Annotated in this window: 18 protein-coding genes; all 18 read left to right on the top strand. The window is 64.9% G+C overall.

Features of this window, described 5'->3' with window-relative positions:
* Positions 1-17: 17 nt before the first annotated feature.
* Entirely contained in the window at positions 18-2,624 is a 2,607-nt protein-coding gene (locus AC1HIY_RS06700) for a T9SS type A sorting domain-containing protein (protein ID WP_479575946.1), read from the top strand.
* Positions 2,625-2,660: 36 nt separating this feature from the next.
* A complete protein-coding gene (locus tag AC1HIY_RS06695; RefSeq protein ID WP_479575945.1) occupies positions 2,661-3,668 on the top strand; it encodes a PorV/PorQ family protein in 1,008 nt (335 codons plus the stop codon).
* 126 nt (positions 3,669-3,794) lie between these two features.
* Positions 3,795-5,372: a glucosidase family protein gene (locus tag AC1HIY_RS06690; protein WP_479575944.1), complete on the top strand. Its 1,578-nt coding sequence runs from the start codon at positions 3,795-3,797 to the stop codon at positions 5,370-5,372.
* On the top strand, positions 5,359-6,246 hold the full coding sequence (locus AC1HIY_RS06685; RefSeq protein ID WP_479575943.1) for a carbohydrate ABC transporter permease: 888 nt from the start codon (positions 5,359-5,361) through the stop codon (positions 6,244-6,246). Before AC1HIY_RS06690 ends, AC1HIY_RS06685 begins: the two co-directional genes overlap by 14 nt.
* A gap of 64 nt (positions 6,247-6,310) precedes the next feature.
* Complete coding sequence (locus tag AC1HIY_RS06680) at positions 6,311-7,561, top strand: aminotransferase class V-fold PLP-dependent enzyme (RefSeq protein ID WP_479575942.1); 1,251 nt, start codon at positions 6,311-6,313, stop codon at positions 7,559-7,561.
* Between the two features lie 8 nt (positions 7,562-7,569).
* Positions 7,570-8,487 (top strand): carbohydrate ABC transporter permease, encoded by a 918-nt coding sequence (locus tag AC1HIY_RS06675; RefSeq protein ID WP_479575941.1) that lies wholly within the window; start codon positions 7,570-7,572, stop codon positions 8,485-8,487.
* Positions 8,484-9,854 (top strand): extracellular solute-binding protein, encoded by a 1,371-nt coding sequence (locus AC1HIY_RS06670; protein WP_479575940.1) that lies wholly within the window; start codon positions 8,484-8,486, stop codon positions 9,852-9,854. The genes AC1HIY_RS06675 and AC1HIY_RS06670 overlap by 4 nt, the downstream gene beginning before the upstream one ends.
* Positions 9,851-10,681: a sugar phosphate isomerase/epimerase family protein gene (locus AC1HIY_RS06665; protein WP_479575939.1), complete on the top strand. Its 831-nt coding sequence runs from the start codon at positions 9,851-9,853 to the stop codon at positions 10,679-10,681. Before AC1HIY_RS06670 ends, AC1HIY_RS06665 begins: the two co-directional genes overlap by 4 nt.
* Positions 10,678-11,718, top strand: a complete 1,041-nt coding sequence (locus AC1HIY_RS06660; RefSeq protein ID WP_479575938.1) for a Gfo/Idh/MocA family protein — start codon at positions 10,678-10,680, stop codon at positions 11,716-11,718. Before AC1HIY_RS06665 ends, AC1HIY_RS06660 begins: the two co-directional genes overlap by 4 nt.
* Positions 11,719-11,728: 10 nt before the next feature.
* Complete coding sequence (locus AC1HIY_RS06655) at positions 11,729-13,588, top strand: hypothetical protein (protein WP_479575937.1); 1,860 nt, start codon at positions 11,729-11,731, stop codon at positions 13,586-13,588.
* Complete coding sequence (locus AC1HIY_RS06650) at positions 13,585-14,607, top strand: WD40/YVTN/BNR-like repeat-containing protein (protein WP_479575936.1); 1,023 nt, start codon at positions 13,585-13,587, stop codon at positions 14,605-14,607. Before AC1HIY_RS06655 ends, AC1HIY_RS06650 begins: the two co-directional genes overlap by 4 nt.
* Positions 14,608-14,632: 25 nt before the next feature.
* On the top strand, positions 14,633-15,439 hold the full coding sequence (locus AC1HIY_RS06645) for a phytanoyl-CoA dioxygenase family protein (RefSeq protein WP_479575935.1): 807 nt from the start codon (positions 14,633-14,635) through the stop codon (positions 15,437-15,439).
* Positions 15,440-15,537: 98 nt separating this feature from the next.
* The gene (locus AC1HIY_RS06640; RefSeq protein WP_479575934.1) at positions 15,538-16,908 is read left to right on the top strand and encodes a glycosyl hydrolase; all 1,371 of its coding nucleotides are present in this window, start codon (positions 15,538-15,540) and stop codon (positions 16,906-16,908) included.
* 21 nt (positions 16,909-16,929) lie between these two features.
* Positions 16,930-17,811 carry a sugar phosphate isomerase/epimerase family protein gene (locus AC1HIY_RS06635; protein WP_479575933.1) on the top strand — a complete coding sequence of 294 codons (882 nt, stop codon included), beginning with the start codon at positions 16,930-16,932 and terminating at the stop codon, positions 17,809-17,811.
* An 83-nt stretch (positions 17,812-17,894) separates the two neighbouring features.
* Positions 17,895-19,040 carry a Gfo/Idh/MocA family protein gene (locus AC1HIY_RS06630; protein ID WP_479575953.1) on the top strand — a complete coding sequence of 382 codons (1,146 nt, stop codon included), beginning with the start codon at positions 17,895-17,897 and terminating at the stop codon, positions 19,038-19,040.
* 39 nt (positions 19,041-19,079) lie between these two features.
* A complete protein-coding gene (locus AC1HIY_RS06625) occupies positions 19,080-19,847 on the top strand; it encodes a 3-ketoacyl-ACP reductase (RefSeq protein WP_479575932.1) in 768 nt (255 codons plus the stop codon).
* Positions 19,848-19,898: 51 nt separating this feature from the next.
* Positions 19,899-20,933: a Rieske 2Fe-2S domain-containing protein gene (locus tag AC1HIY_RS06620; protein ID WP_479575931.1), complete on the top strand. Its 1,035-nt coding sequence runs from the start codon at positions 19,899-19,901 to the stop codon at positions 20,931-20,933.
* Positions 20,934-20,969: 36 nt separating this feature from the next.
* Positions 20,970-22,019, top strand: coding sequence for a cobalamin-independent methionine synthase II family protein (locus AC1HIY_RS06615; protein WP_479575930.1), 1,050 nt, complete (start codon positions 20,970-20,972; stop codon positions 22,017-22,019).
* Positions 22,020-22,021 lie beyond the last annotated feature (2 nt).

Genomic DNA, 22,021 nt, shown 5'->3' with positions numbered 1-22,021 from the left:
ATATGACCATGCAACGTATGAGACGAATTCAGCGCCTGGCCGGCTTGCTGGGCCTCTGCCTGGCCGGTATGTGGGGGATGGCGGCTCCGGCGCAGGCTCAGAAACGCGATGTGCCTTCGCCGCTCTTCAGGACGAGTGTTCTGCCTACCACGGAGGGCGACGGCTACATGGTGGCCGGGGACTTCTGGAACACCGTCAAACCCATGAACACGCTCACGGAGAACGGCGTCGAGGATCCCAACCGTGATGCCGGGGCGCTTCACTGGCTTACCCTCGGGCCCAACGGCGGCAACTGGCTCGAACCCAACGGCATCTGGCCCGGCGGGTATGACCTGACGAGCAACTGGCGGGACGGCACCCGTCTCGTCTTCCCCGTCTTCGAAGCGGACGGCTGGCCTACGCCCATCCTGCGGGCGGACGAGGCGACCCCGGATGACCGCTTCCTCTTTGCTTACTACACGCCCAACGTGCCGGGGGCCGGAGATCCTGCCCGCGATTACAAGCGCGAGGCTCGCTTCACCGACGAGACGCGAACCCATCTGGTCTACGAAGCTGCGTGGCCCACCACCGCCGGCATCGATTTCAAGGTCCGCGCCCACCAGTATACCATCAACGAGCAGAACCTGAACGACTTCGTCGTGCTGGAAATCTCGATGACGAATACGGGGGTCGTGGATGCCAACGGGGACGGCACGCCGGAACTGACCGGGCACGCCATTGATGCGGTGGCGGCCGCCGCCTGGATGATCCCTTCCATCTCGGTGCGGATCACGCAGACGTCCGGGCGCTCCAACCGCTTCGGCGCCGGGCGCACGTTGGGCTACGTCGTTCCGGCGGAGCAGGACGATCCGCCCATGTACGTATGGTTTGCCAACGTGCCGCCCTCACGCACCGACGGGCGCACCACGCCGGCGCCCGGCGCCCGACTGATCGGGGTCAACGACGGTCGGGTCCTGGAAGGTTACACCGACGTCTGGAACGCGGTGATGTGGCTGGGCGCCAGGCAGGGGGCCATCGACGACAACCCGGGCGCTCTTGCCGGAGCGCCGGATAAGCTCACGCTCTTCGGCACCCATCCCGTCGGGGTGGGTAATGAGGCCGGATGGTATACCTCCGTCACCAACCAGGACCCGAGCCTGTTCAGCCTGAACCGCTCCGACCTGGCCTTCTATTCGGCCACGGCCACCTGGTACGAAGATTACGGCAAGCGCACCACCTTCGACAACAAAAACCTGGCGCCGAACCCGAATCTCTTCACCGGAGGCACGCCGGGCGACGTGACCACCTTTGGTCAGGCTGCGCCGGGGGTGCGCCCGAACGGCGACTACAAGTATGCCAGCGTGGACGTCGGCCCGACGGCAATCGAGCAACCCGTCTGGGAGGACCGGCTCAACCCGGAAGCGGCATCGGGGAATTTTTACGGCGGGACGGGGTTCACGCAGGAGTATACCTTCGGTCAGAACGTCAACCACGGAATGGGCCCCTTTGCCCTGGAGGTGGGAGAATCCATGACGATCGCCTTCGTCATGGCGGGCGGCTTCCGCTGGGAGGGCGTCGCCGATGCGGCGAAGGCTGCGCGCTGGGCGTGGGAGCGCGGTTGGGACGTGCGCGCGGATCTGCCCGTGCCGCCGGCTCCCGAGGTGCGTCTGGAGAGCACGACCGAAGGGTCTTCCCGCATTCGCTGGACCGATGTCTCCGGCATCGATCCCGACGTCGACGGGTACAAAATCTGGCGGGCGGCCCAGTTCCAGCGTGAGAGCTGGTTTCCGAGCCAGCAGGAGGGAGCCAACGGTTTTGCGCTCATTGATAATTACCAGCACCTCCACGAACCCGGCGGCAGCATCAAACAGTTCGCAGATGCCGGCAACCCCTACTTCGACGCCTTCGCCGAGTTCGTCGGAGAGACGCAAAACTTTTACCAGCCTGCCGAATGGGGACCGTATCAACTCATCGCGAAGATTCCGGTCAGCGAAGTGTCCCAGTATAACGATCCCGTGGGGGGGTATGACTACAGCTATGAGGACACGGAGGCCATCACCGGCTTTACGTACTGGTACTACGTCTCGGCCTACAAAGAGGGCAGTTTCACCGGACCGCGAGGGCCTGTCTCCGCCTCGCACATCGAATCCTCCAACTTTAACCGGAACGGTCGCAACAGCCGGGAGACGCCCGATGGGGTGATCGGCCTCTCTACCCCCTGGATCGACACCTATCCGTTCGCCATCCGGGCGGCGGACTACCCGTTGCCCGGCACGCAGAACTACAAAAACATCGGAGCGCCGTTTACGGTGACGCCTCCGGTGGCCCCGGTGGACCGGGTGGCTCAGCTTATCACGGTGACGCCCAACCCCTACAAAATCACCGGCCTCAACGATGAACGGGACAACCCGTCGAGCCACAGCATCGATTTCCTGAACCTGCCCGAAGCGTATACCCTGACGATCCTGGACGTCTCCGGGCAGATCATCTTTCAGGCGAACGTGGAAGGGGCGACCGACGGCAAGTTCACCTGGGACCTGTTCTCCAAAGACGGGGTGGAGGTCGCCAGTGGTCTCTACATCTACCATGTTTCCTACGATAACGGCAACCGCGAAGCCGTCGGTCATATCGCCATCCTTCGATAAGACCCTGCCTTTACGCTGAGACTCATGAGGTCTGTCATGAAACGAATTCTCTTTCTGAGCATGTTGCTAACCGTTCTGGTCGTGTGGCCCGCCGAGGCGCAACGCAAGGCCGGACGCACCGGCGCTGCATTCCTCGAGGTGGGGATCGGGGCGCGCGAAGTTGCCCTCGGTTCCGCCGTGACCGCTCTGGCCGGGGACGCGGGGCAGATCTTCTGGAATCCTGCCGGGACGGCCCTTACCGAGAACCGCCGCGGCAGCGTCAGTTTCTCCTACGTAGATTGGATCGCCGACATCGAAGCCGGCGCCCTGGCCGCCGGGTATCGCACCGCCTACGGCACCGTCACCTTCGGCGTACAGTATTTCGGCCTCGCGGACATACCGGCCAACCGGCAGAACGGGTACACCGATCCCATCCTCCAGGGGCTCGTCACCGACACGGAGACTTCCCCCTCGTTCGACTACACCGACCTGGCCGTCAGCGTTTCCTATGCCCGGTACGTGCTCGACAGGCTGAGCCTGGGCGCCACCGTCAAGTACATCAATGAGAGCATCGACGGGGTCGGGGCGTCGGCTCTGGCGTTCGACTTCGGCTCGGTCTACCGGGTCGGGGTGGCGGGATGGCAGATCGCTGCGCGCCTGAGCAACCTGGGCACCGACATGTCCTTCTTTAACCAGGATAACCCGTTGCCGCTGGTTTTCTCCATCGGCTCGACGATTTACCCGGTGAACCGGGAACAGATGCGGCTGATGTTGGCCATTGACACGACCAAGCCCCTGGATTCCCAGCAACTGGTCTACGGCGGGGCCGAGTTGTCTTTCTACGATCTGCTGTTCCTGCGGGCAGGTTACCGGTTTAATTACGCCGGGGCCAAAGACGACGGCACCAGCACGCGCGATCCGATCAAAACCTCCATCGAGGGCATCTCGCTCGGCGCCGGCCTGCAGTATGCCCTCGGGGACTATGCCCTGGGTTTTGACTATGCGTTCACGCAGATGGACCTGCTCGACAACGTGCACCGCTTCACCTTGCGGATCGGGATGTGATGACGTGATAACGTTTCTGGTTTTCCGTACTCTTACCTTTCAAGGCGTTCGTACTCTTCCCGGTCGAAGCGTTCGTACTCTTCCCGGTCGAAGCGCCGGGACGCTCAACTAATCCGTGTCGTATTCTTGTTGAATGTCGAAACGTCTTCGGGCCGATGGGGCCCTTTCTGCGAGCAGATCGCCGCATTCCTGGACGCCGACGTCGTCACGATGACGGTTGATGGGGAAATGGTGCGTGGATACCGCAGCCCCGACTCGCCCGCGCTGTGGATACGGGATCATTCGGACATGCTGCGCGGAGGGAGATATTTCTCTGAAGAGGTGCAGAGCGCCGTCGATTGTTTTGCCCGGCAACAGGCCGGCAACGGCCGCATCTTTGACTTCGTAACCATGCAGCCCGTCGGCGGACGGGAGAACTGGGAGACGTGGGTGCGCGTGCCGGTTGAAGCGGACGTGGAATACCGCTTCGTAAAGGCCGCCTACCTGGCCTGGCAGGCCACGGGCGACGATGACTGGATCGACCGGAAGCTGCCGGCCCTCGAACGCGCGTTGACCTATACGTTGACCCACCCCTGGCGCTGGGATGCGCGGCATGGCCTGGTCAAGCGTCCCTATACCATCGACACGTGGGATTTCGACTACACGGCGGGCCGTCATCCCTGGCTCAATTTCCAGATTACGGATGAGACGTTCTGGGGGATCATGCACGGCGACAACAGCGGCTTCTTCGAAGCGTCCCGCCTGCTGGCCCGGTTGTGCGAACACGTGGGCGAAGAAGAACGGGCGGCAGTCTGGCGGGAACGAGCCGAAGGTTTGCGCAAGCGGGCCAACGCATTGCTGTTCAATGGTCGCTTCTATACCCATTTTTTCAGGCTCACCCCGACTCCGGATCTCGGTGTCGACGAGCGTGAGCAACTGAGTCTGAGCAACCCGATGGCAATCAACCGGGGGCTGGCCGACCACGACATGGCCACGGCGATCTTGCGGGAGTACCGGAGGCGCCGGGCCTCGAGCGGTGCTTTCGCCGAGTGGTTCAGTATCGACCCGCCGTTTCCCGCCGGTATTTTCGGGGACGATCAACTGGCGCCGGGGGCCTACTGCAACGGCGGCATCATGCCCCTGGTGGGCGGCGAACTGGCCCGGGCCTCCTTTGAGCATGGCTTCGAAGCCTATGGAACCGCGATACTGGAACAGTACCGGGACATGATAGGGGCGCAGCAGGCCTCGTATCTGTGGTATTTCCCCGACGGCGCCCCTTCCTCTGTCGAGACGAGCACAAGTCCCGAAGCCATGCCTACCGACGGTTGGGGTTCGTCGGCCATGCTGTATGCGTTTGTCGAAGGGCTGGCCGGCATCGTCGATCAGGGGCATTCGTTTCGGCAGGTGCGTCTGTCGCCCCGATGGGTGGCCGCGGGCGAACGCCTTGCCCGGATGCGGGTCGGTTATCCTGCGGGGAGAGGGCGTTTCAGTTATGGCTTCGATCATGACCCGGATCGGCGCATCGTGCGTCTGGATCTCGAAGCCGAAGGCTCGGATGTGGCGCTGCGTTTGCTCCTGCCCTCCGGCACGCGCCCGAGGAGGGTGCTGTGGGGCGGGCGGGAGGCGCCGTTCAAAGAGGAGCGGGTGGAGGCAAGCCGCTACGTGTGTGTGGAGGGGAGCGTCAAAGGTAAGGAGCACGTGGAGGTGAGATATGAGGGCGCTTAGCTTCACCGGGCGCATCAGGATCACGTCGGAAGAACAGGCAGCCCGTCTCCTGCTCCTGCCCACGATCCTGTTCTTTCTCATGTTCCAGTACTACCCGATTCTCAAGAGCCTGGTTATCAGCTTCTTCGACTACGGGCTTTTACGCCGGAACACGCCCTTTGTCGGGCTTGAGAACTACCTGCGTCAGTTTCGGGACCCTCTGTTTCTTTCGGCACTGGGCAACACGCTCATATTCGTGGCGGGGTGTGTAGCGGTCGGAGTAGCGCTGGCGTTGTTTCTGGCGGTGCTGGTTGAGAGTAGCGGTCGCTGGGCGAAGGTATACCGGACGCTCTACTTCATGCCGGTCGTCACCTCGCTCATGGTCACTGCAATGGTCTGGCGGTGGCTCTATGCCTCCAACGGCCTGATCAACTTCCTTCTGACGTTGGTCGGCCTATCGCCGCAGGGCTGGTTGCTCGATGCGGAACTGGCTCTGCCTTCTTTGATGGCCCTGACGGTGTGGAAGAATCTGGGTTTCGACATGATTCTCTTCGCGGCGGCTCTGCAGAGCATCCCGTCGGAATACTATGAGGTCGCCCGGCTGGAAGGGGCCACGCCATGGCAGGCGTTCCGTTTTGTCACGCTGCCGTCGCTCCGGTCCATCGTGGTGCTTGTGGGCATCACGGCGGTCATCCGGTCTTTCCAGGTGTTCACCATCGTGCTGGCCATGACGCAGGGGGGGCCGGTCAACGCGACCCGAACCATCGTTTATCATATTTATGAACAGGGGATCCAGTACGACGAAATGGGATATGCTTCTGCTGCTGCGGCGGTGCTTCTGGTGCTCATCGGCGCTATGACGTACCTCCAGATGCGGATAGACAGGAAGCGATGAAAGCACGGAACGTACGTTGGCATGAGCAGGGGAAACAATGTATAGACCAACACGCAGACGGTTTGTGACGAATCTCGGGCGGGCGGCGCTGGGAGCCGGACTCTTCGGAGCGATCGCGCCCCGGTGGGAACCGCCCCCGCCACTGCCCGATCCCGGAGATCCGGACTACTGGCGTCTGGTGCGTCGGCAATACCCGCTGTCGTACGAGCGGGTCTACCTGAACACCGGCGGGCTGGGACCGGCTCCTTTTGCCGTCCTCGACGCCGTCGTTCACACGACCCGCTCGCTGCAGACGCTCTCGGAGACGGGGCACCACCTGATCGAAGAGACGCGTCCGGGGGTGGCGGCTTTCCTGGGCGCGGATCCGGAGGAGGTCGCCTTCACGCGCAATGCTACCGAGGGGAACTCGGTCGTCGCCTCAGGCCTGGATCTGCGGGCCGGCGACGAGGTCATCTTCGAGTCCCATGCGCATCCCGGCGGCTCTTTTCCCTGGATGGTCCGGCAGAAGGAGGACGGGATCCGGGTCCGGATCTTCGAACCTGATCCGACGAGTGAAGAGGGCAACCTGGAGCGGATCGCCGCTCTGATCAACGAGCGCACCCGGGTGCTTCAGGTCAGCCACGTCACGGCGCCGACGGGCATCCGCTTTCCGGTGGAGGCAATGGCCCGCCTGGCGCGGGACCGGGGCCTGTGGTTCCACATCGACGGGGCTCAGTCCGCCGGTATGATCCCGGTGAACCTGCATGCGATCGATTGTGACTCGTATGCCGCGAGCGGACACAAGTGGATGGGAGGGCCTCACGGAACGGGCGTGCTCTACGTGCGAAAGGACCGACTCGACGAGGTGCGCCCCACGGAGACGGGGGCCTATGGGGATGATGGCGACGTGCACCTACCGGAGCGGTTCGGCTACCATCCCTCCGCGCGCCGGTACGAGGTGGGCACGCGCAACGCGTCGCTCGTGGCGGGGCTCGGCGAAGCGGTGAACTTTTTGGAGACGATCGGGATGAGGCAGGTGGCCGTCCGGGCGCGCGCGCTGGCGGCCTATCTACGGGAGCGCCTGCACGCGCTCTCGGGTGTGACGATCCTCACCCCCGGCAAGGATAGCCTGGCCGCGGCCATGATCACGTTTCGTGTGGAAAAGCTCCCGTACCGGGAGCTCTATCGCTATCTACTTGGCGAACACGGCCTGCGTTGCCGCATCGTCAGCGAACGGGGGTTGGATGCTCTCCGCGTCTCCACCCACATCTTCAACCAGGAAGACGAATGCGACCGCCTGGTCGAAGCCGTCCGTGCCGTCTCCGCCCGGCGATGAACCGATCGATGCAGACCTCCCGGTCCATACCGTCCCCTCCCGATGCGCGGCCCGCCTCCGCCCGCCCGTACTTCCGCCGCCTTTCACCGAGGCTGGTGGCGGTGCACGCCCTCCTGATCTTCGGGGCCGTCCTCATGGTCGGGCCTCTTCTCTGGATGATGCTCACCTCGCTCAAAACCCCCTCTGATGCAGAGGCTTTCTTCAACACCCCGCACCGTTTCTCGGCCGTTCTCCGGGCGCTCTTGCCGCACCCGCTCACCTGGGAAAACTATAAGGCTGTTTTTACCGAGCGGCCCATGCTCCGGTACTTCCTGAACAGCGCGATCTACACCGGTTTGCGCATGCTGCCGGCGCTCTTCTTCTGCTCGTTGGCCGGCTTTCTCTTTGCCAAGATGAAGTTTGCCGGGCGGGACATGCTCTTTGGCGCGGTCATGCTCACCATGATGGTGCCTTTCCAGATCAAGATGCTGACGCTCTATGAGATGATGGTTCGCTTCGGATGGGTGGACACGTACTGGGCCGTCGTCGTGGTTGGCTTGATGGAGCCTTTTGGCATTTTCCTCTTTCGCCAGACGATCAAGGAGATTCCGGATGCGCTTCTGGACGCGGCCCGGATCGACGGGTGCGGGCCGTTGCGCATCTATTTCAGCATTGTGCTTCCGCTCATTCGCCCGGCGCTGGCCGCCTATGCCATCTTCCTGTTTATGTGGTCATGGAGCGATTTCCTCTGGCCGCTCATCGTGATCAACACCGAGACCCTCAAGCCCGTCGAAGTGGGCATCCTGAGTTTCTCGGACATCAACAACCCGGACTATGTAAAGATGATGGCGGCGGCGACGGTGGCGGCAGCGCCCATCATCGCCTTTTTCCTGCTCATGCAGCGGCAGTTCATTCAGGGGATAACCATGACGGGGGTGAAAGGATGAGTCGGATCGGAGGGGACATCGCCGGGCCCGGAGGGGGCGTCCTCGGCCGCGGCGCCGCGTTTCGGAACGTCGCCGTTCGGGCCATGCTGCTGGCGTGCTGGCTCCTGTCCGGCGCGGGGTGCGACGATGCGCCGGCGGAGCGGCAGCCGGACGGGCGCCTTCCCGTGCGCGTGTTCGTGCTGCTCATCAGCACCTCGCAGGTGGCTTTCTATCACTGGGCAGAGCAGGTCTACGAGGCCGCTCATCCGGATGTGGACATTCTGATCGAGCAGTTCCCGGGCAGTTCCCTGAAGGATTTCGAGATCAAACTGCGGCTGCGCTTCGCAGGCGGAAAGGCGCCGGATCTTTTCCACGTCAACACGAACGTGGCGGCCGAGTTGGCGCGGCTCGGGCTGCTGGACCCCGCGCCGCCTGAGATCGTGGCAATGGTCGACACGAACAGCGTCAACGAGATGGCGCGCACCGCTTCCCGCTTCGATGGGACGTGCTACGGGATCGTCAGCGACGTCGTGTGGACGGCCCTCTATTATAACCGTGATCACTTCCGGGCGGCCGGGCTGGATCCCGATCGTCCGCCCCGCACGTGGGACGAACTGCTCGATTATGCCGACCGCCTCACGGTCCGTCGTCCCGATGGGACGCCCATACGTGCCGGTTTGTCGTTGCGCAAGACCGGTTTCAAGGGGGGCACGGCCGAGAAGTGGCTGACGTTCCTGTTCTCGGCGGGCGGGGAGGCTTTCGACAAGGACGGCGTTCGCACGCTGATCAACAGCGAGGCCGGTCGGGCGGCGCTGGACTTCTATGCCGAGGTTCTTTTTCGCCGCCGTATCGACGACGTGTCCCTGGAAGGAGATCAGCAGGGATTCGGGCAGGGACGGGTCTCTATGTTTCTCCGCGAGCCGCACGTCATCGGCTGGCTGGAGAAGAACTACCCGGATCTCGATTTCGGGGTGGCGGCGATTCCTCGCAGGGATACCTCGCTCAGCTCGGGGGGCGCCTACCTGTTCGCCGTCGGCAGGGCGTCGGTTCACAAGAAGGAGGCGTGGGCGTTCGCCCGGTTCCTGATGCAAGATTCGGTGTATGTGCGCTATGCGGCCGGCGGGAGCGTGACGCCGGCCACCCGGTCGGTGGCCTTCAGGCCCGAGTACACCGGCGACGCCCGGTGGCGCGTTTTTCTGGAACAGCCGGCCCGCAACCCCGGCGGCTTTCCGCGTGTGGGCCGGGCCCTCGATATCCTGGGCGCGTACATCGAGCAGTTCGCCTACGGACGTCTCGGCGCGGAAGAGATGTTGCGCCTGGCCGAGCGGGACATGAATGCCGTGCTGGCTCCGAACCGGCGGCGACGCGAAGCTGAGGTGGCCCCATGAACACGCGAATGCCGGATATCGGGATCATTACCGATGAGGTGGCGCCGGATCTGGCGGAGGCCCTGGAGACGGCTATGGGCTGGGGCCTCCGGCGATTCGAACTGCGCGAGGGCGGCGCAGGGCGTTTCCCGGCCTTTACCCGGGACGAGGTGCGGATCGCCGAGCAGGCGGCGGCGGCAGGAGCGCGCTTCACCGCCGTCTCGCCCGGACTGTTCAAGGGAGCGGTGGCCGACGAGGCGCGTCTGCGCCGCGAACTGGAGGACACGCTGCCCCGGGCCATCGCGCTGGCCGGGCGACTCAAGGCGCCGGTGCTTATTCTTTTCGGCTTCGCCCGCTATGAAGGCGAGCCGCCGACCGACCGCACGCGGGTGATGCGGCGGCTCGAGCAGGCTGCCGCGCAGGCCGTCGAAGCCGGCCTCGTCGTGGCGCTCGAAAACGAGCCGCGGCACTGGATCGACGTTCCGGCGGACGCCGCCGCCATGCTCCGTGAGATCGGGCATCCGGCACTCCGCCTCAACTGGGATCCGGCGAACCTGCACTGGGGCGGGCGCCGACCCACGCGCGACGACTTCCTCGGCATACGGCCGCTGCTGGCCAACGTACACGTCAAGGATTATTATCCGGATCGCCCCGAGGCGCCGTGGCTGCCCGTAGGGGAGGGCGTGACCCCCTGGGAGGAGATCGTGCCCTGGCTCGTTCATGAGACGGACCTGCCCCATCTGACCATCGAGACGCATTGCGCGCCCCTGAAAGACTGTTCGAGGCGCAGTCTGACCAACCTGCGGCGCTTGATCGACGCCGCCCTTTCCCGGGAGAAAATATCATGACTGGGACCTTCCCAACGTTCGAAAACCCGGTGCGGCTGGCCATGGTCGGCCTGGGAGGACATGGCCGGACGATTCAACGGGCCGTTGCGGCGGCGCCCGCGTTCCGGGTCGTCGGCGTATACGATCCGGATGCGTCGGAGGCCCGGGCTGCTGCGGAGCGCTTCGGATGCGGGGCGGCGCCTTCGTTCCAGTCGTTGCTCGAGCGGGGCGACGTCGAGGCCGTCACGCTCGTGACGCCCAATCATCTGCACCGCGCGCAGGCGGAGGCGGCCCTGGAGGCCGGCATGGACGTCTTCGTCGAAAAGCCCCTGGCCAACACCGTTGCCGACGGACGGGCGATGGTGCGGGCGGCAGAGACGAGAGATCGCATTCTGATGGTCGGGCACCATATGCGCTGGAGCCGCCCGGCGCGCCGGGCGAGGGCGCTCGTGGCGGGGGGGACCCTGGGCCGCATCGTCTCGGCAGAGATGCACTTCTCTTCCGACACGGCCCGGGAGTTGCCCGCCGGCTCGTGGCGGCTGCAACCGGAAGCCGGCTCGCTGCTGCCCATGATGCAACTCGGCATTCACGGGATCGACCTGCTTCACTATCTGATCGGTCGGGTGGAGACCGTTCAGCCCCGTGCCGCTTCGGTGACGACCACGCCTCCGGTCGTCGATCACGTGGCGGTGCTGATGGGCCTGGTCGGGGGGGCGAGCGCCGTGCTGGTGACCAACTATTGCACCCCCGTTCGTTTTACCTGGCGCCTGGCCGCCACCGAAGGAAGCCTGACCGGCACGCCGCATACGCTTAGCGTCACCGACCGGCGCGGGGCCGTCGTCGAGACGCTCGACGCGAGTGCGGACCCCTATGCTGCGTACGTCGAGCAGATGGCGGCCTTCGCCCGCGTGATCCGCAGCCGGTCGTCTCCCGAGAGCGACGGCCATACCGGCTTGCAGGCGCTGGCCGTCGTTGAGGCCATAGAGGTCGCTCTGGCGCGCCGCGCTACCGTCGAAGTGCCGGCCTGTCCTTCTCATGCACGCAATAACCCTTCTTGACCCTCTGATGATGGCGCGACTGCTTCTTTCGGTGTTGCTCTTGCTGGTCTTCAGCCCAGGCTTGGCCGTTCAGGCTCGCCAGACTGCGACGCCGGGCGATCTCGCCCGCGCCTACGAGGCCCGCCGCGACTCGCTCATCGAATACTTCGCCACCCGTATCCCGGACGACGATCCGGGCCGGGGCGGCTACTTCGACCTGGCGGCCCGCCTCTACCGGGGCGCCTGCGGGACCTGGTGCACCCGCCGGATGGACTCGCTCATGGCCCACCCGCGCGGAGATATGTTCTGGATGTATCCCTTCGTCATGGTCATGTACAATGACCGTGGAACCTTTCCCGAAACGACCCGCCGCAAGATGCGCGAGCTGTGGCGTAGCTATACGCCCTACCGGGGCGACACCGAGAACCACTGGGCCCTTTATTATACCTCCCTCTACCTTGCAGCGCAGATGTACCCGGGGGAACCGGACACGACCTGGTTCACGGGAAAGAGTTCGCAGGAAAATATGGAGGAGGCTCGCTCGTATCTGATCTCGTGGATGGACCTGACGACAAGCATTGGGCAGGGAGAGTATGACTCGCCGCACTACCTCCGCGTCTATCTCGCACCGATGGCGTTGCTCTATGCCTACGCTCAGGACCCGGCCATGCGCCGGCGTGCCCGCATGATGCTGGACTACCTGCTGGCCGATTTCGCCGCCGAGAGTCTGGGGGGGCTACCGGGTGGAGCGCACAGCCGAATCTATGAGCGTGAAGTGATCCGCCCGTTCAAGGCCCCGGGCGGCGCTCCGACCTCATGGTTGCTCTTCGGCAACGTCCCGTTCCAGCCCACCGGCGAAACCCTGATTCTGGCTCTGAGCGGCTATGTCCCCCCGGCCATCCTGCATTTCATCGCTACCGACCGCAGCAAGCCCTACGTACACCGGGAGCGAAAACGCACCCGCCATCGCATACGCTACAGCCGGGTGCGCAATGCGCCCGTTTACAAATATACCTATATGCGGCCCGAATATGTCCTCGGCTCGACGCAGGGCGGGTTGCTCCAGCCCATCCAGCAACAGACCTGGAGCCTGGTCTGGCGGGTGGACGATCCCCGCGAAGCGCGCAATACCCTTTTCTCACTTCATCCGTACTCGTCTCCCGTAGAACTGGGTATGTATTTCGCGGAATTGCAGGAGTTCATCACCGAGATCGTCGTCCGCTCCAAGAAAGCGTACGACTCCCCGGACAAGCTCACCGGCGGATCGCCCTATGAGCAGGTCTTCCAGCATGAAGATGCGCTGATCGCGCTCTACGACATTCCGCCCGGCACGCGTTTCCCGCACGTCAACGCCTTCTTCTCAGGAGATCTTCGGGACCTGAAGGAGGATCGTTCCGGCTGGATATTCGCACGGGGAGGAGACGCGCTCATCGCCGTGTATCCGCTGGCGCCCTTCCGCTGGGAAGAGCAGTCCGACGTCTGGGATGCGCATCGAAAGCACCGTCGGCTCGTGAGCCCTCATCTGAAGAACGGCCTTGTGGTGCAGGTGGCGCCCGCGCGGGCCTACGCGTCGATGGAGGCGTTCCGGGAGGCCGTGCGGGCTTTGCCGCTAACGGTTCGGACCGAGCCGCGGCCGTCGGTGCGCTTTACCACGCTGCGCGGGGCCACGCTGACGTTTACCTACGGTCGGACGCCCCGCCTCGACGGAGAACCGGTAGACTACGACCGATGGCCCCTCTTCGACGGTCCTTTCCTCCGGGCCGAGAAGGGCAGTCGTCGTCTCGAGTTGCGTTACGGTCCCATGCACCGCCTGCTCGATTTCAACACACTCACGATTCGGGAATGGGTGGATGATTCCACCGAGAACCGGCAAGCTTCCGGTATGCAATGATGCGAGCGCTCCCTGCTGTCCTCGGCCTGGTCTTCCTCTCCGTCGTGTCGCCGGAGCGGGCGGCGGCTCAGTCCACTGCCGCCGATCCGGTCCTTTATGCCGGATACATCCTCTCGAAAGGCTACGTCGTCGGGGGGGCCCTGGCCGAGAGCGGTCTCCTTCGGCGCGCGCCGGACGGGCAGTGGGTGCATCTGGGCCCCAACAATCCGCGCGTCAATGCCCTGAGTTATGATCCGGCTCGGCCCGAGACGCTCTTCGTCGCTGCCGGGAACGGGGTCCTTCGTTCCTTCGACGGAGGACGGAACTGGCGCATCACCACGGACTGGCGTGTCACGGAGGTGCAAGACGTGTCCGTCGATGCGCATGCCGACGGCTTCGTCTATGCCGGCACCGCCTACGGCATCTGGCGCTCGGAGGACGGGGGAGAGCGCTGGCAGGAGGCCAACAACGGCATTCCTGGGGGCAAGACCTACACCGAAACCATCGAGGCGGACCGCACGACGGCGTACCGCGTGCTGGCCGGCACCGATGACGGTATTTACGTCTCGACCGATGGCGGGCGCCTGTGGCTTCGCGTCGGCCTGCCCGGGATCGAGGTGCTCGACCTGCAGCAGAGCCGCTCCGAGCCGGAGGTCTGGCTCGCCGGCACGTACCGGCACGGCCTCTATCGCTCGACGGACGGCGGGCGCACCTGGCAGCCCGGCCCCGCCGAATGGGCCGACCACAGTATCCACGGCGTCGCCATCGATCCGCACGACGGCCGACGCATGGCGGCCGCCGGGTGGGACACCGGGGTGCTCGTCTCGACGGACGGCGGGCGCACCTGGTCCCGCCGCGGCCGCACGCTCCCCACCGATGATTTCTATGAGGTGGTCTTCGATGCCGCCACGCCCGGCCGGATCCTCGCGGCCACCCTCGAAGAAGGGCTCTTCGCCTCGGACGACCTCGGACGCCGTTGGACCCTTCAGGGACTTGCAGGGAGCCTCATCTTTGACCTCACCTTCGTCTATCCACGCTGATGTTTCATCCATACCCCGGTTTGCCATGAATACCGACACCGATACGGCTCTTTTTCGACGACCCTACGAAGTGACCGACGAGCAGGTCGCCTTCTTCCGAGAAAACGGATATGTGCGTTTCGACGGCGTGCTCTCCAGGGAGGAGGTCGAAGCCTTGCGGGGCGCGCTGGAGCGGGCGACGGCGGCAAAGCAGGCGTTCAGCCGCGACTTGGCCGGCGAGGGCAACAAAATCCTCCAGATGCTCAATCTGTGGGAGCACGACGACGTCTTTCATGCCTATTCGACCAGCCCGCGTCTGGCCCGCATGGCCGCCCGTCTGACCGGCAGCCCCTCGATTCATCTTTTTCACGATCAGGCGCTCGTCAAACCGCCCGGCCCCAGCGCTCCTTCTCCCTGGCACCAGGATCAGCCCTACTGGCCCTCGAAAGAACCCGGCATGATCTCCTGCTGGATGGCTCTCGACGACGTTACCATCGACCGGGGAGCCATGCAGTTCATCCCCGGCTCGCATCGCTGGGGAGAGTTTGCCCCGGTCTCTTTCGCCGGTGAGGGACCCGGCCTCATCGACATGATCCCCGAGTCCCTGCGCGCGAAGTGGAACCCCGTGCCCGTCGAACTCCGGGCGGGCGACTGCACCTGGCATCATGGCCTCACGTTCCACTATACCCGTCCCAACACGACCGCCCATACCCGCCGGGCCATTGTCACGATTTATATTCCTGAGGGGATCACCTATGCCGCAGACGACAAGATGGAACACCCGCTCTCTCCGACGATCACCAGTCGCAGCGGGGAGCCGCTGCGGGGGACAAAGTTTCTCCGGTTGCTGTAGCTCGCGCCGACCCGGGAACACCCGATGCCGCGGGCAACGGGGAGTTTTCTCGGTATGATTGCCTACTTTCCCGATCTCATTTGCCAATCCGATTTTTCGTGATCAATCTCAAACACACATTGTCCCCTGAGGCTCTTTTGCCGGCCATCGAGAGGATGTGGGAGGTTTCGGCGGCGAAGATCCTGGCCATTGAAAGCGACTTCAAGTCGGCCCGGGGGGCGCCCGTTTTCACCGTGGAGGGACGTTACATGGCCCGGGGCTGGACCGACTGGACGCAGGGGTTTCGGTTCGGGTCTGCGCTTCTGCAGTTCGATGCCACGGGAGATCGATCTTTTCTGGAACTGGGGCGGCGGAAGACGCTGGCTCACATGGCCTCACACGTCACGCATACGGGCGTGCACGATCACGGCTTCAACAACGTGAGCACTTACGGGGCCTTGCGCCGCCTGATGAATGAGGGACGCATCCCGGAATCTTCCTGGGAACGGGCTTTTTACGAACTGGCGCTCAAAGCTTCCGGAGCCGTGCAGGCTGCCCGTTGGACGGAGTTGGCGGAGGGATACGGGTATGTCTATTCCTTTAATGGGCCGCATTCGCTCTTCGCGGACACGATCCGTTCAATGCGGGCACTGGCGCTGGCGCACCGGCTGGGCCATGTTCTGATGGGGGAGCAGGACGCTCGCATCTCTCTTCTGGAGCGGATGGTGCGTCACCTGCGCACGACGGCTCGCTTCAACGTCTATTATGGCGAGGGGCGGGACGGCTATGACGTGCCGGGGCGCGTCGCCCACGAGAGCATCTTCAACCTGAAGGACGGCAGTTACCGGTGTCCGAGCACCCAGCAGGGATACGCGCCTTACACCACGTGGACGCGCGGGCTTTCGTGGATCATGCTGGGGTTCGCCGAGCAACTCGAGTTCCTCGATACGCTGCCGGACGAGGAGCCGGCTCCCCCGGAGGGATGGGAGGGTCTCGTCGCTCTGTTGCGGCGCGCGGCCTGCGTCACGTGTGATTTCTACATCGAAGAGACGCCCGCCTGTGGGGTGCCGTACTGGGACACGGGCGCGCCGGGACTGATCCACCTGGGGGACTACCGGAGCCGCCCGGCGGATCCCTTCAATCCGTACGAGCCGGTGGACAGTTCGGCAGCGGCCGTCGCCGCGCAGGGGCTGTTGCGTCTGGGGCATTACCTCGACGGTCACGGGGCGGACGGCGCGCGCTATCGGGCCGCCGGCCTTCGGGTGCTGGCCACGTTGCTCGAGGTCCCCTATCTGAGCAGGGACGACGCACATCATGGTCTGTTGCTGCATGCCGTCTATCACTGGCCCAACCGGTGGGATCACGTGCCGCCCGGCCGTCAGGTAGCCTGTTGCGAGGCCACGATGTGGGGAGATTACCACCTCCGTGAACTGGCCCTCTACGTGCAACGACTGGCGCGGGGAGAATCCTATTACACCTTTTTCGGATAGCCTATGCCAAGATCCCGATCGATGCCGTCGGCCCCGTTCGACGAGCGGACCGGCGCCGAGGTACGGGAACGGTTGCCGCCGCCTCTGAGCGATCTGTCCCGGCTCTGTATTCATACCGAAACCACGAGTCCGTGGAACCTGCCCGAGGCGGCTTCAGCCTATGAACGGGCCGGTGTCCCCGCCATCACCGTCTGGCGCGAGTCCGTAGCCGGGCACGGGCCGGCAGCGGCGCGCCGCATCCTGGAAGATCATGGTCTGGAGATCGTATCCTATGTTCGGGGCGGCTTCTTTGCGGGGGTTTCGTCGGCTGCCCGCCGTGCGGCCATTGCGGAGAACGTCCGGATCATCGAGGAAGCCGCCACGCTGGGGGCGCCGCTGGTGGTGCTCGTCTGCGGAGCCGTGCCGGGGCAGCCTCTCGAGACGTCGCGGGCGCAGATCCGGCAGGGGCTGGAGCACATCGTGCCTTATGCCGAGGCAGCCGGGGTGCGGCTGGGCATCGAGGCCCTGCACCCGGTCTATGCCGACAGCCGCTCGGCCATCAACACCCTCCGGCAGGCCAACGACCTGGCCGAGACGCTCGACACACCGGGCCTCGGCGTCGTCGTGGACGTCTATCACCTCTGGTGGGACCCCGAGCTCCGAAAGGAGATCGCCCGCAGTGGTCGGAACAACCGGCTCTTCGCCTTCCACATCTGTGATTGGAAAACGCCGACCACACACCTGCTCCTCGATCGCGGCCTGATGGGAGAGGGGTGCATTCCGCTTCGCCGGATCCGTGGATGGATGGAGGAGGCGGGCTTCGAGGGTCATTATGAAGTCGAGATCTTCTCGAAGACCTACTGGCAGGAGGACCAGCACGAATTCCTGGAAAAAATCAAACGCGCGTATCTTGCCCATACCTGAGGGGAAACGTCATGGCACGGCAAAAAAACGACAGGCCTGAAACGCATACGCCCCGGCAGGCGTCCCCGGAGGGGGCTGCCGTCATGCACCGGGTGGGCATCGTGATGAACGGGGTTACCGGGCGGATGGGCACGAACCAGCATCTCCTTCGGTCCGTCAAAGCCATTCGCGATCAGGGGGGCGTCCGTCTGAACGACGAAGAGGTTATCCTTCCCGATCCGATTCTGGTGGGGCGCAACCCGGTCAAGCTGGCGCGGCTGGCCGAGATCTCCGGTCTCGAGAAATGGACGACGGATGTCGAGGCGGCGCTGGAGGACCCCGCCTATCCCGTCTATTTCGATGCCCAGACCACGAACCGGCGGGTCGAAGGGGTGCGCAAGGCCATCGGGCTCGGCAAGCATGTTTACTGCGAGAAACCGACGGCCTTGACCACCGCCGAAGCGCTGGCCCTCTACGAGGCTGCCCGGGATGCAGGCATCAAGCATGGCGTGGTGCAGGACAAGCTATGGCTGCCCGGTCTCATGAAGCTCCGTATGCTTCGCGACACCGGATTCTTTGGGCGCATCCTTTCCGTGCGGGGCGAATTCGGCTACTGGGTCTTTGAGGGCGACGCCGTTCCGGCCCAGCGGCCGTCCTGGAACTACCGGAAGGAGGAGGGCGGAGGCATCATCCTGGACATGCTCTGCCACTGGCGCTACGTGCTCGAGGATCTCTTCGGCCCCGTGCGGGCCGTCTCGTGCCTGGGGGCCACCCACCTGCCGCAACGATGGGACGAGCAGGGCCGCCCCTATCCCGTCACGGCCGACGACAGCGCCTATGCCACGTTCGAACTGGAAGGCGGCATCGTCGCCCATTTCAACAGTTCATGGTGTGTCCGCGTTCGGCGCGACGACCTCCTCACGATCCAGGTCGACGGCACGAAGGGCTCGGCGGTGGCGGGCCTGCGCCGGTGCTGGACGCAGGCCTACGGCAATACGCCCCGACCCGCCTGGAATCCGGACGTGCCGCAGCCGATCGACTTCTTCGACGGATGGCTGGAGGTGCCCGATCAGCGGACGTACGACAACGCCTTCAAGGCGCAGTGGGAGCTCTTTCTCCGTCATGTGGTGAAGGACGAACCGTTCCCCTACGACCTGTTGGCCGGGGCCCGGGGGGTGCAACTGGCCGAACTGGGCCTGGCTTCATGGCAGCGACGCGCCTGGGTCGATATACCCCCTCTGGCCCCGTAAAACGTCGTGTCTCTTTCCCCTGTCTGAGATGAGAATTGCATGAAACGACTTGCCCTGATCACCGGCGGAGCCTCCGGCATTGGCCTGGGGATCGCCGAAGCACTGGCCCGGGAGGGCTGCGACCTGCTCCTGTGCGGTCGGCGTCCCGAAGGGGCGGTCGCCGAGCCGCTCGAGCGGTTGCGGGCCATGGGGGGCGCGGTCGCATACGTCTCGGCCGACGTGGGGACGAGGACGGGGCGGGAGGCCGTCGTCGCAGCCGCCCGTGCCCTTGGGCGGTTGCACGTGTTGGTCAACAACGCCGGCGTCGCTCCGGTGGATCGGCGCGACCTGCTCGAGGCTACCGAGGATAGCTTCGACCGCGTCCTGGATGTGAACCTCAAGGGACCCTATTTCCTTACGCAGGCCGTCGCCCGGTGGATGATCGTGCAGCGCAAGGCCGACCCTGCCTACCGCGGCGTCGTCGTCAACATCGGCTCCGTCTCGGCCACGGCGATCTCGGTGGAACGGGGCGAGTACTGCGTCTCGAAGGCGGGCCTGGCCATGGCGACGCGTCTGTGGGCGGTGCGGCTGGGCCCCTACGGCATTCCCGTCTACGAAGTGCGCCCCGGCATCATCCGGAGTGACATGACCGCCGCCGTACGGGAGAAATACGACCGCCTCATCGCCGAGGGGCTGCTGGTGCAGCCGCGTTGGGGAGAACCCGGAGATGTCGGCCGCGCCGTGGCCATGCTCGTCCGGGGCGACCTGCCGTATTCGACCGGACAGGTCGTCATGGTCGATGGCGGGTTGCATCTGGAGCGGCTGTGACCCCTGCCGACCGTGAAAGCCACCGTTCAACCACTTAACCTTTGATCCGCCATGCAGTTGAGCGAAGACCTGCCGTTTCGGGCGATGCGCAAGACGTGGCAGCCGGTAGGGCTGTCGCGCGACCTTCCGGTGGGCCGGGCGCTGCGCTACACCCTGCTCGACGAGGAGCTGGCCGTGGCCCGGTTCGAAGACGGCCTGCTGGCCACCCGCGACGCCTGCCCCCACAAGGGGATGCGCCTGAGCTGTGCCTACATGGAGCGCGGCGAGCTGGTCTGTGCCTACCACGGCTGGCGCTTCGCACGGGATGGACGCTGCACTGGCGTGCCCTCGTTGCCCGACCCGCCCCGACACCTCCTCGACCGGGCCTCGCTGGACACCTTCGCCGTGCAGGAACGCTACGGTATCATCTGGGTCCGCCTCGACGACGAGGAGGCTGCCCCGCTGCCCGACGTTCCCGAGTTCGAAGGAAACGGCGGCTGGCAGTACCTGGTGGCCGAACCCATGCCGTTCCGGTGTGGCTTCCGGCGCGAGATCGAAAACTACCTGGACATGACCCACTTCGCCTTTGCACACCGGACCACGCTCGGAGCCGCCGCAGACACGGTCCTGCCCGAGCTGAAGATCACCCGGCTGGCGGACGGCTTCCGGATGGAGGCCCCGTTCCCGGCCCTGCGAGCGCCCGGCGTCACCCCCTCGAAGCTCCAGCGTGCCCACTTTCGCCGCCAGCGCTGCTACCTGCCCAACTTCACCACCATCCGGCAGACTTTCGAGGATGGGGACGAGCGGATGCTCGTGCACATCCCCAGTCCAAACACCCGCGAGACGTGCACCGTCTTCTGGGCAATGGCCCAGCCGGAAGGCTTCCTGGGGCCCAGGCTGGAAGAACAGCTTTCCTTCTCGACGAAGGTGCTGGAGGAGGATCGCTACATGTGCGAGAACCAGGTGCCGCTTGAGGTGCCGATCAATCCCACGCGGGGCGGATGGGGGGTGCTCGTGGCGCCCGGCGACACACTCGCCAACACGTTCCAGAAATCCTTCCGGCGCTTCGTGCTCGAGGCCCTTGCGGAAGAGGAAGCCACCGCCTGAGATTTTTCCTGATCTTCGAACCCATACGAACGCACCATGACCCCAGACACCGCTTTCCCACGCCTGCCCGGACAGACGTTGCCCCGCGCGCCGGAGATCCTGACGACGACCGTGGGGTCGTATGCTCCCCTCGAATGGATGCAGGCCTGGCCGGGCGAGCAGACGGTCATCGACGCCACGGCCGTGGTCATCGGCACGCAGCGTCGGGCCGGTATCGACCTGCCAACCGACGGAGAACTGTATCGCTTCGATCCCGACCATCCCGACACGAACGGGATGATCGACTATTTCGTCCGCCGCATCGGAGGCATCGAGACGGCCGTGGGGCGCACCGATGCGGCGGCGTTTCGCGCCCGTGCCGAGATGGCCTTTCGCCGGAAACCCGCCGGGGTGGTGCGTGAGGCCCTGCACGAAGGCACGCTCGACCTGTCCGAGGCCTGCGCCCGTTCCGCCGCCGTGGCCGGGGGGCCGTTCAAGTTTACCCTGACGAGTCCTTTCATGCTGGCCCGCACCCTGCTCGACCGTCACTATGGTGACTTCGAGGCGTTGACGCTGGCGCTGGCCGACGTGCTGGCGGCGCAGGTGTCCGGCCTCCCATGCGCCTGCGTACAGGTGGACGAGGCCAACATCCCGGGCAGCCCCGAATATGCGCCGCTGGCCGCCGAGGCCATCAACCGGGTGCTTCGGCGGGTGGAGGTCGAGCGGGCCGTGCATTTTTGCTTCGGCAACTACGGCGGGCAGACGATCCAGCAGGGCCGCTGGCAGGCATTGACGGACTTCCTCAACAGTCTCGAATGCGATCATCTGGTGCTGGAGCTGGCCCACCGGCCGGCGGAAGACCTGGCGGCCCTTGCCCATATCGACGACCGGATCGCCCTCGGCGTCGGCGTCATCGACGTCAAGGTCAACCATGTGGAGACCGCCGACGAGGTGGCGGCCCGCATCGATCGGGCGGCGCAGGCCGCCGGATCGGACCGCATCCGCTGGGTCCATCCCGACTGCGGCTTCTGGATGCTCAAACGCTCCGTCGTCGATCGAAAGATCGCGGCCCTGGTGGCCGGGCGCGACCGCTTCCTCGGCCGATGAAC

Source organism: Rhodocaloribacter sp., from assembly GCF_056451265.1.
Note: the sequence above shows the minus strand (reverse complement) of the source record. Positions and strands in the feature narration are given on the sequence as shown.

Bases quoted from the DNA above. Each gene is read 5' to 3' on its own strand.
- AC1HIY_RS06700 (WP_479575946.1), top strand. From the start codon at position 18: ATGAGACGAATTCAGCGCCTGGCCGGCTTGCTGGGCCTCTGCCTGGCC.
- AC1HIY_RS06695 (WP_479575945.1), top strand. From the start codon at position 2,661: ATGAAACGAATTCTCTTTCTGAGCATGTTGCTAACCGTTCTGGTCGTG.
- AC1HIY_RS06685 (WP_479575943.1), top strand. From the start codon at position 5,359: ATGAGGGCGCTTAGCTTCACCGGGCGCATCAGGATCACGTCGGAAGAA.
- AC1HIY_RS06675 (WP_479575941.1), top strand. From the start codon at position 7,570: ATGCAGACCTCCCGGTCCATACCGTCCCCTCCCGATGCGCGGCCCGCC.
- AC1HIY_RS06670 (WP_479575940.1), top strand. From the start codon at position 8,484: ATGAGTCGGATCGGAGGGGACATCGCCGGGCCCGGAGGGGGCGTCCTC.
- AC1HIY_RS06665 (WP_479575939.1), top strand. From the start codon at position 9,851: ATGAACACGCGAATGCCGGATATCGGGATCATTACCGATGAGGTGGCG.
- AC1HIY_RS06660 (WP_479575938.1), top strand. From the start codon at position 10,678: ATGACTGGGACCTTCCCAACGTTCGAAAACCCGGTGCGGCTGGCCATG.
- AC1HIY_RS06655 (WP_479575937.1), top strand. From the start codon at position 11,729: ATGGCGCGACTGCTTCTTTCGGTGTTGCTCTTGCTGGTCTTCAGCCCA.
- AC1HIY_RS06650 (WP_479575936.1), top strand. From the start codon at position 13,585: ATGATGCGAGCGCTCCCTGCTGTCCTCGGCCTGGTCTTCCTCTCCGTC.
- AC1HIY_RS06645 (WP_479575935.1), top strand. From the start codon at position 14,633: ATGAATACCGACACCGATACGGCTCTTTTTCGACGACCCTACGAAGTG.
- AC1HIY_RS06635 (WP_479575933.1), top strand. From the start codon at position 16,930: ATGCCGTCGGCCCCGTTCGACGAGCGGACCGGCGCCGAGGTACGGGAA.
- AC1HIY_RS06630 (WP_479575953.1), top strand. From the start codon at position 17,895: ATGCACCGGGTGGGCATCGTGATGAACGGGGTTACCGGGCGGATGGGC.
- AC1HIY_RS06625 (WP_479575932.1), top strand. From the start codon at position 19,080: ATGAAACGACTTGCCCTGATCACCGGCGGAGCCTCCGGCATTGGCCTG.
- AC1HIY_RS06620 (WP_479575931.1), top strand. From the start codon at position 19,899: ATGCAGTTGAGCGAAGACCTGCCGTTTCGGGCGATGCGCAAGACGTGG.
- AC1HIY_RS06615 (WP_479575930.1), top strand. From the start codon at position 20,970: ATGACCCCAGACACCGCTTTCCCACGCCTGCCCGGACAGACGTTGCCC.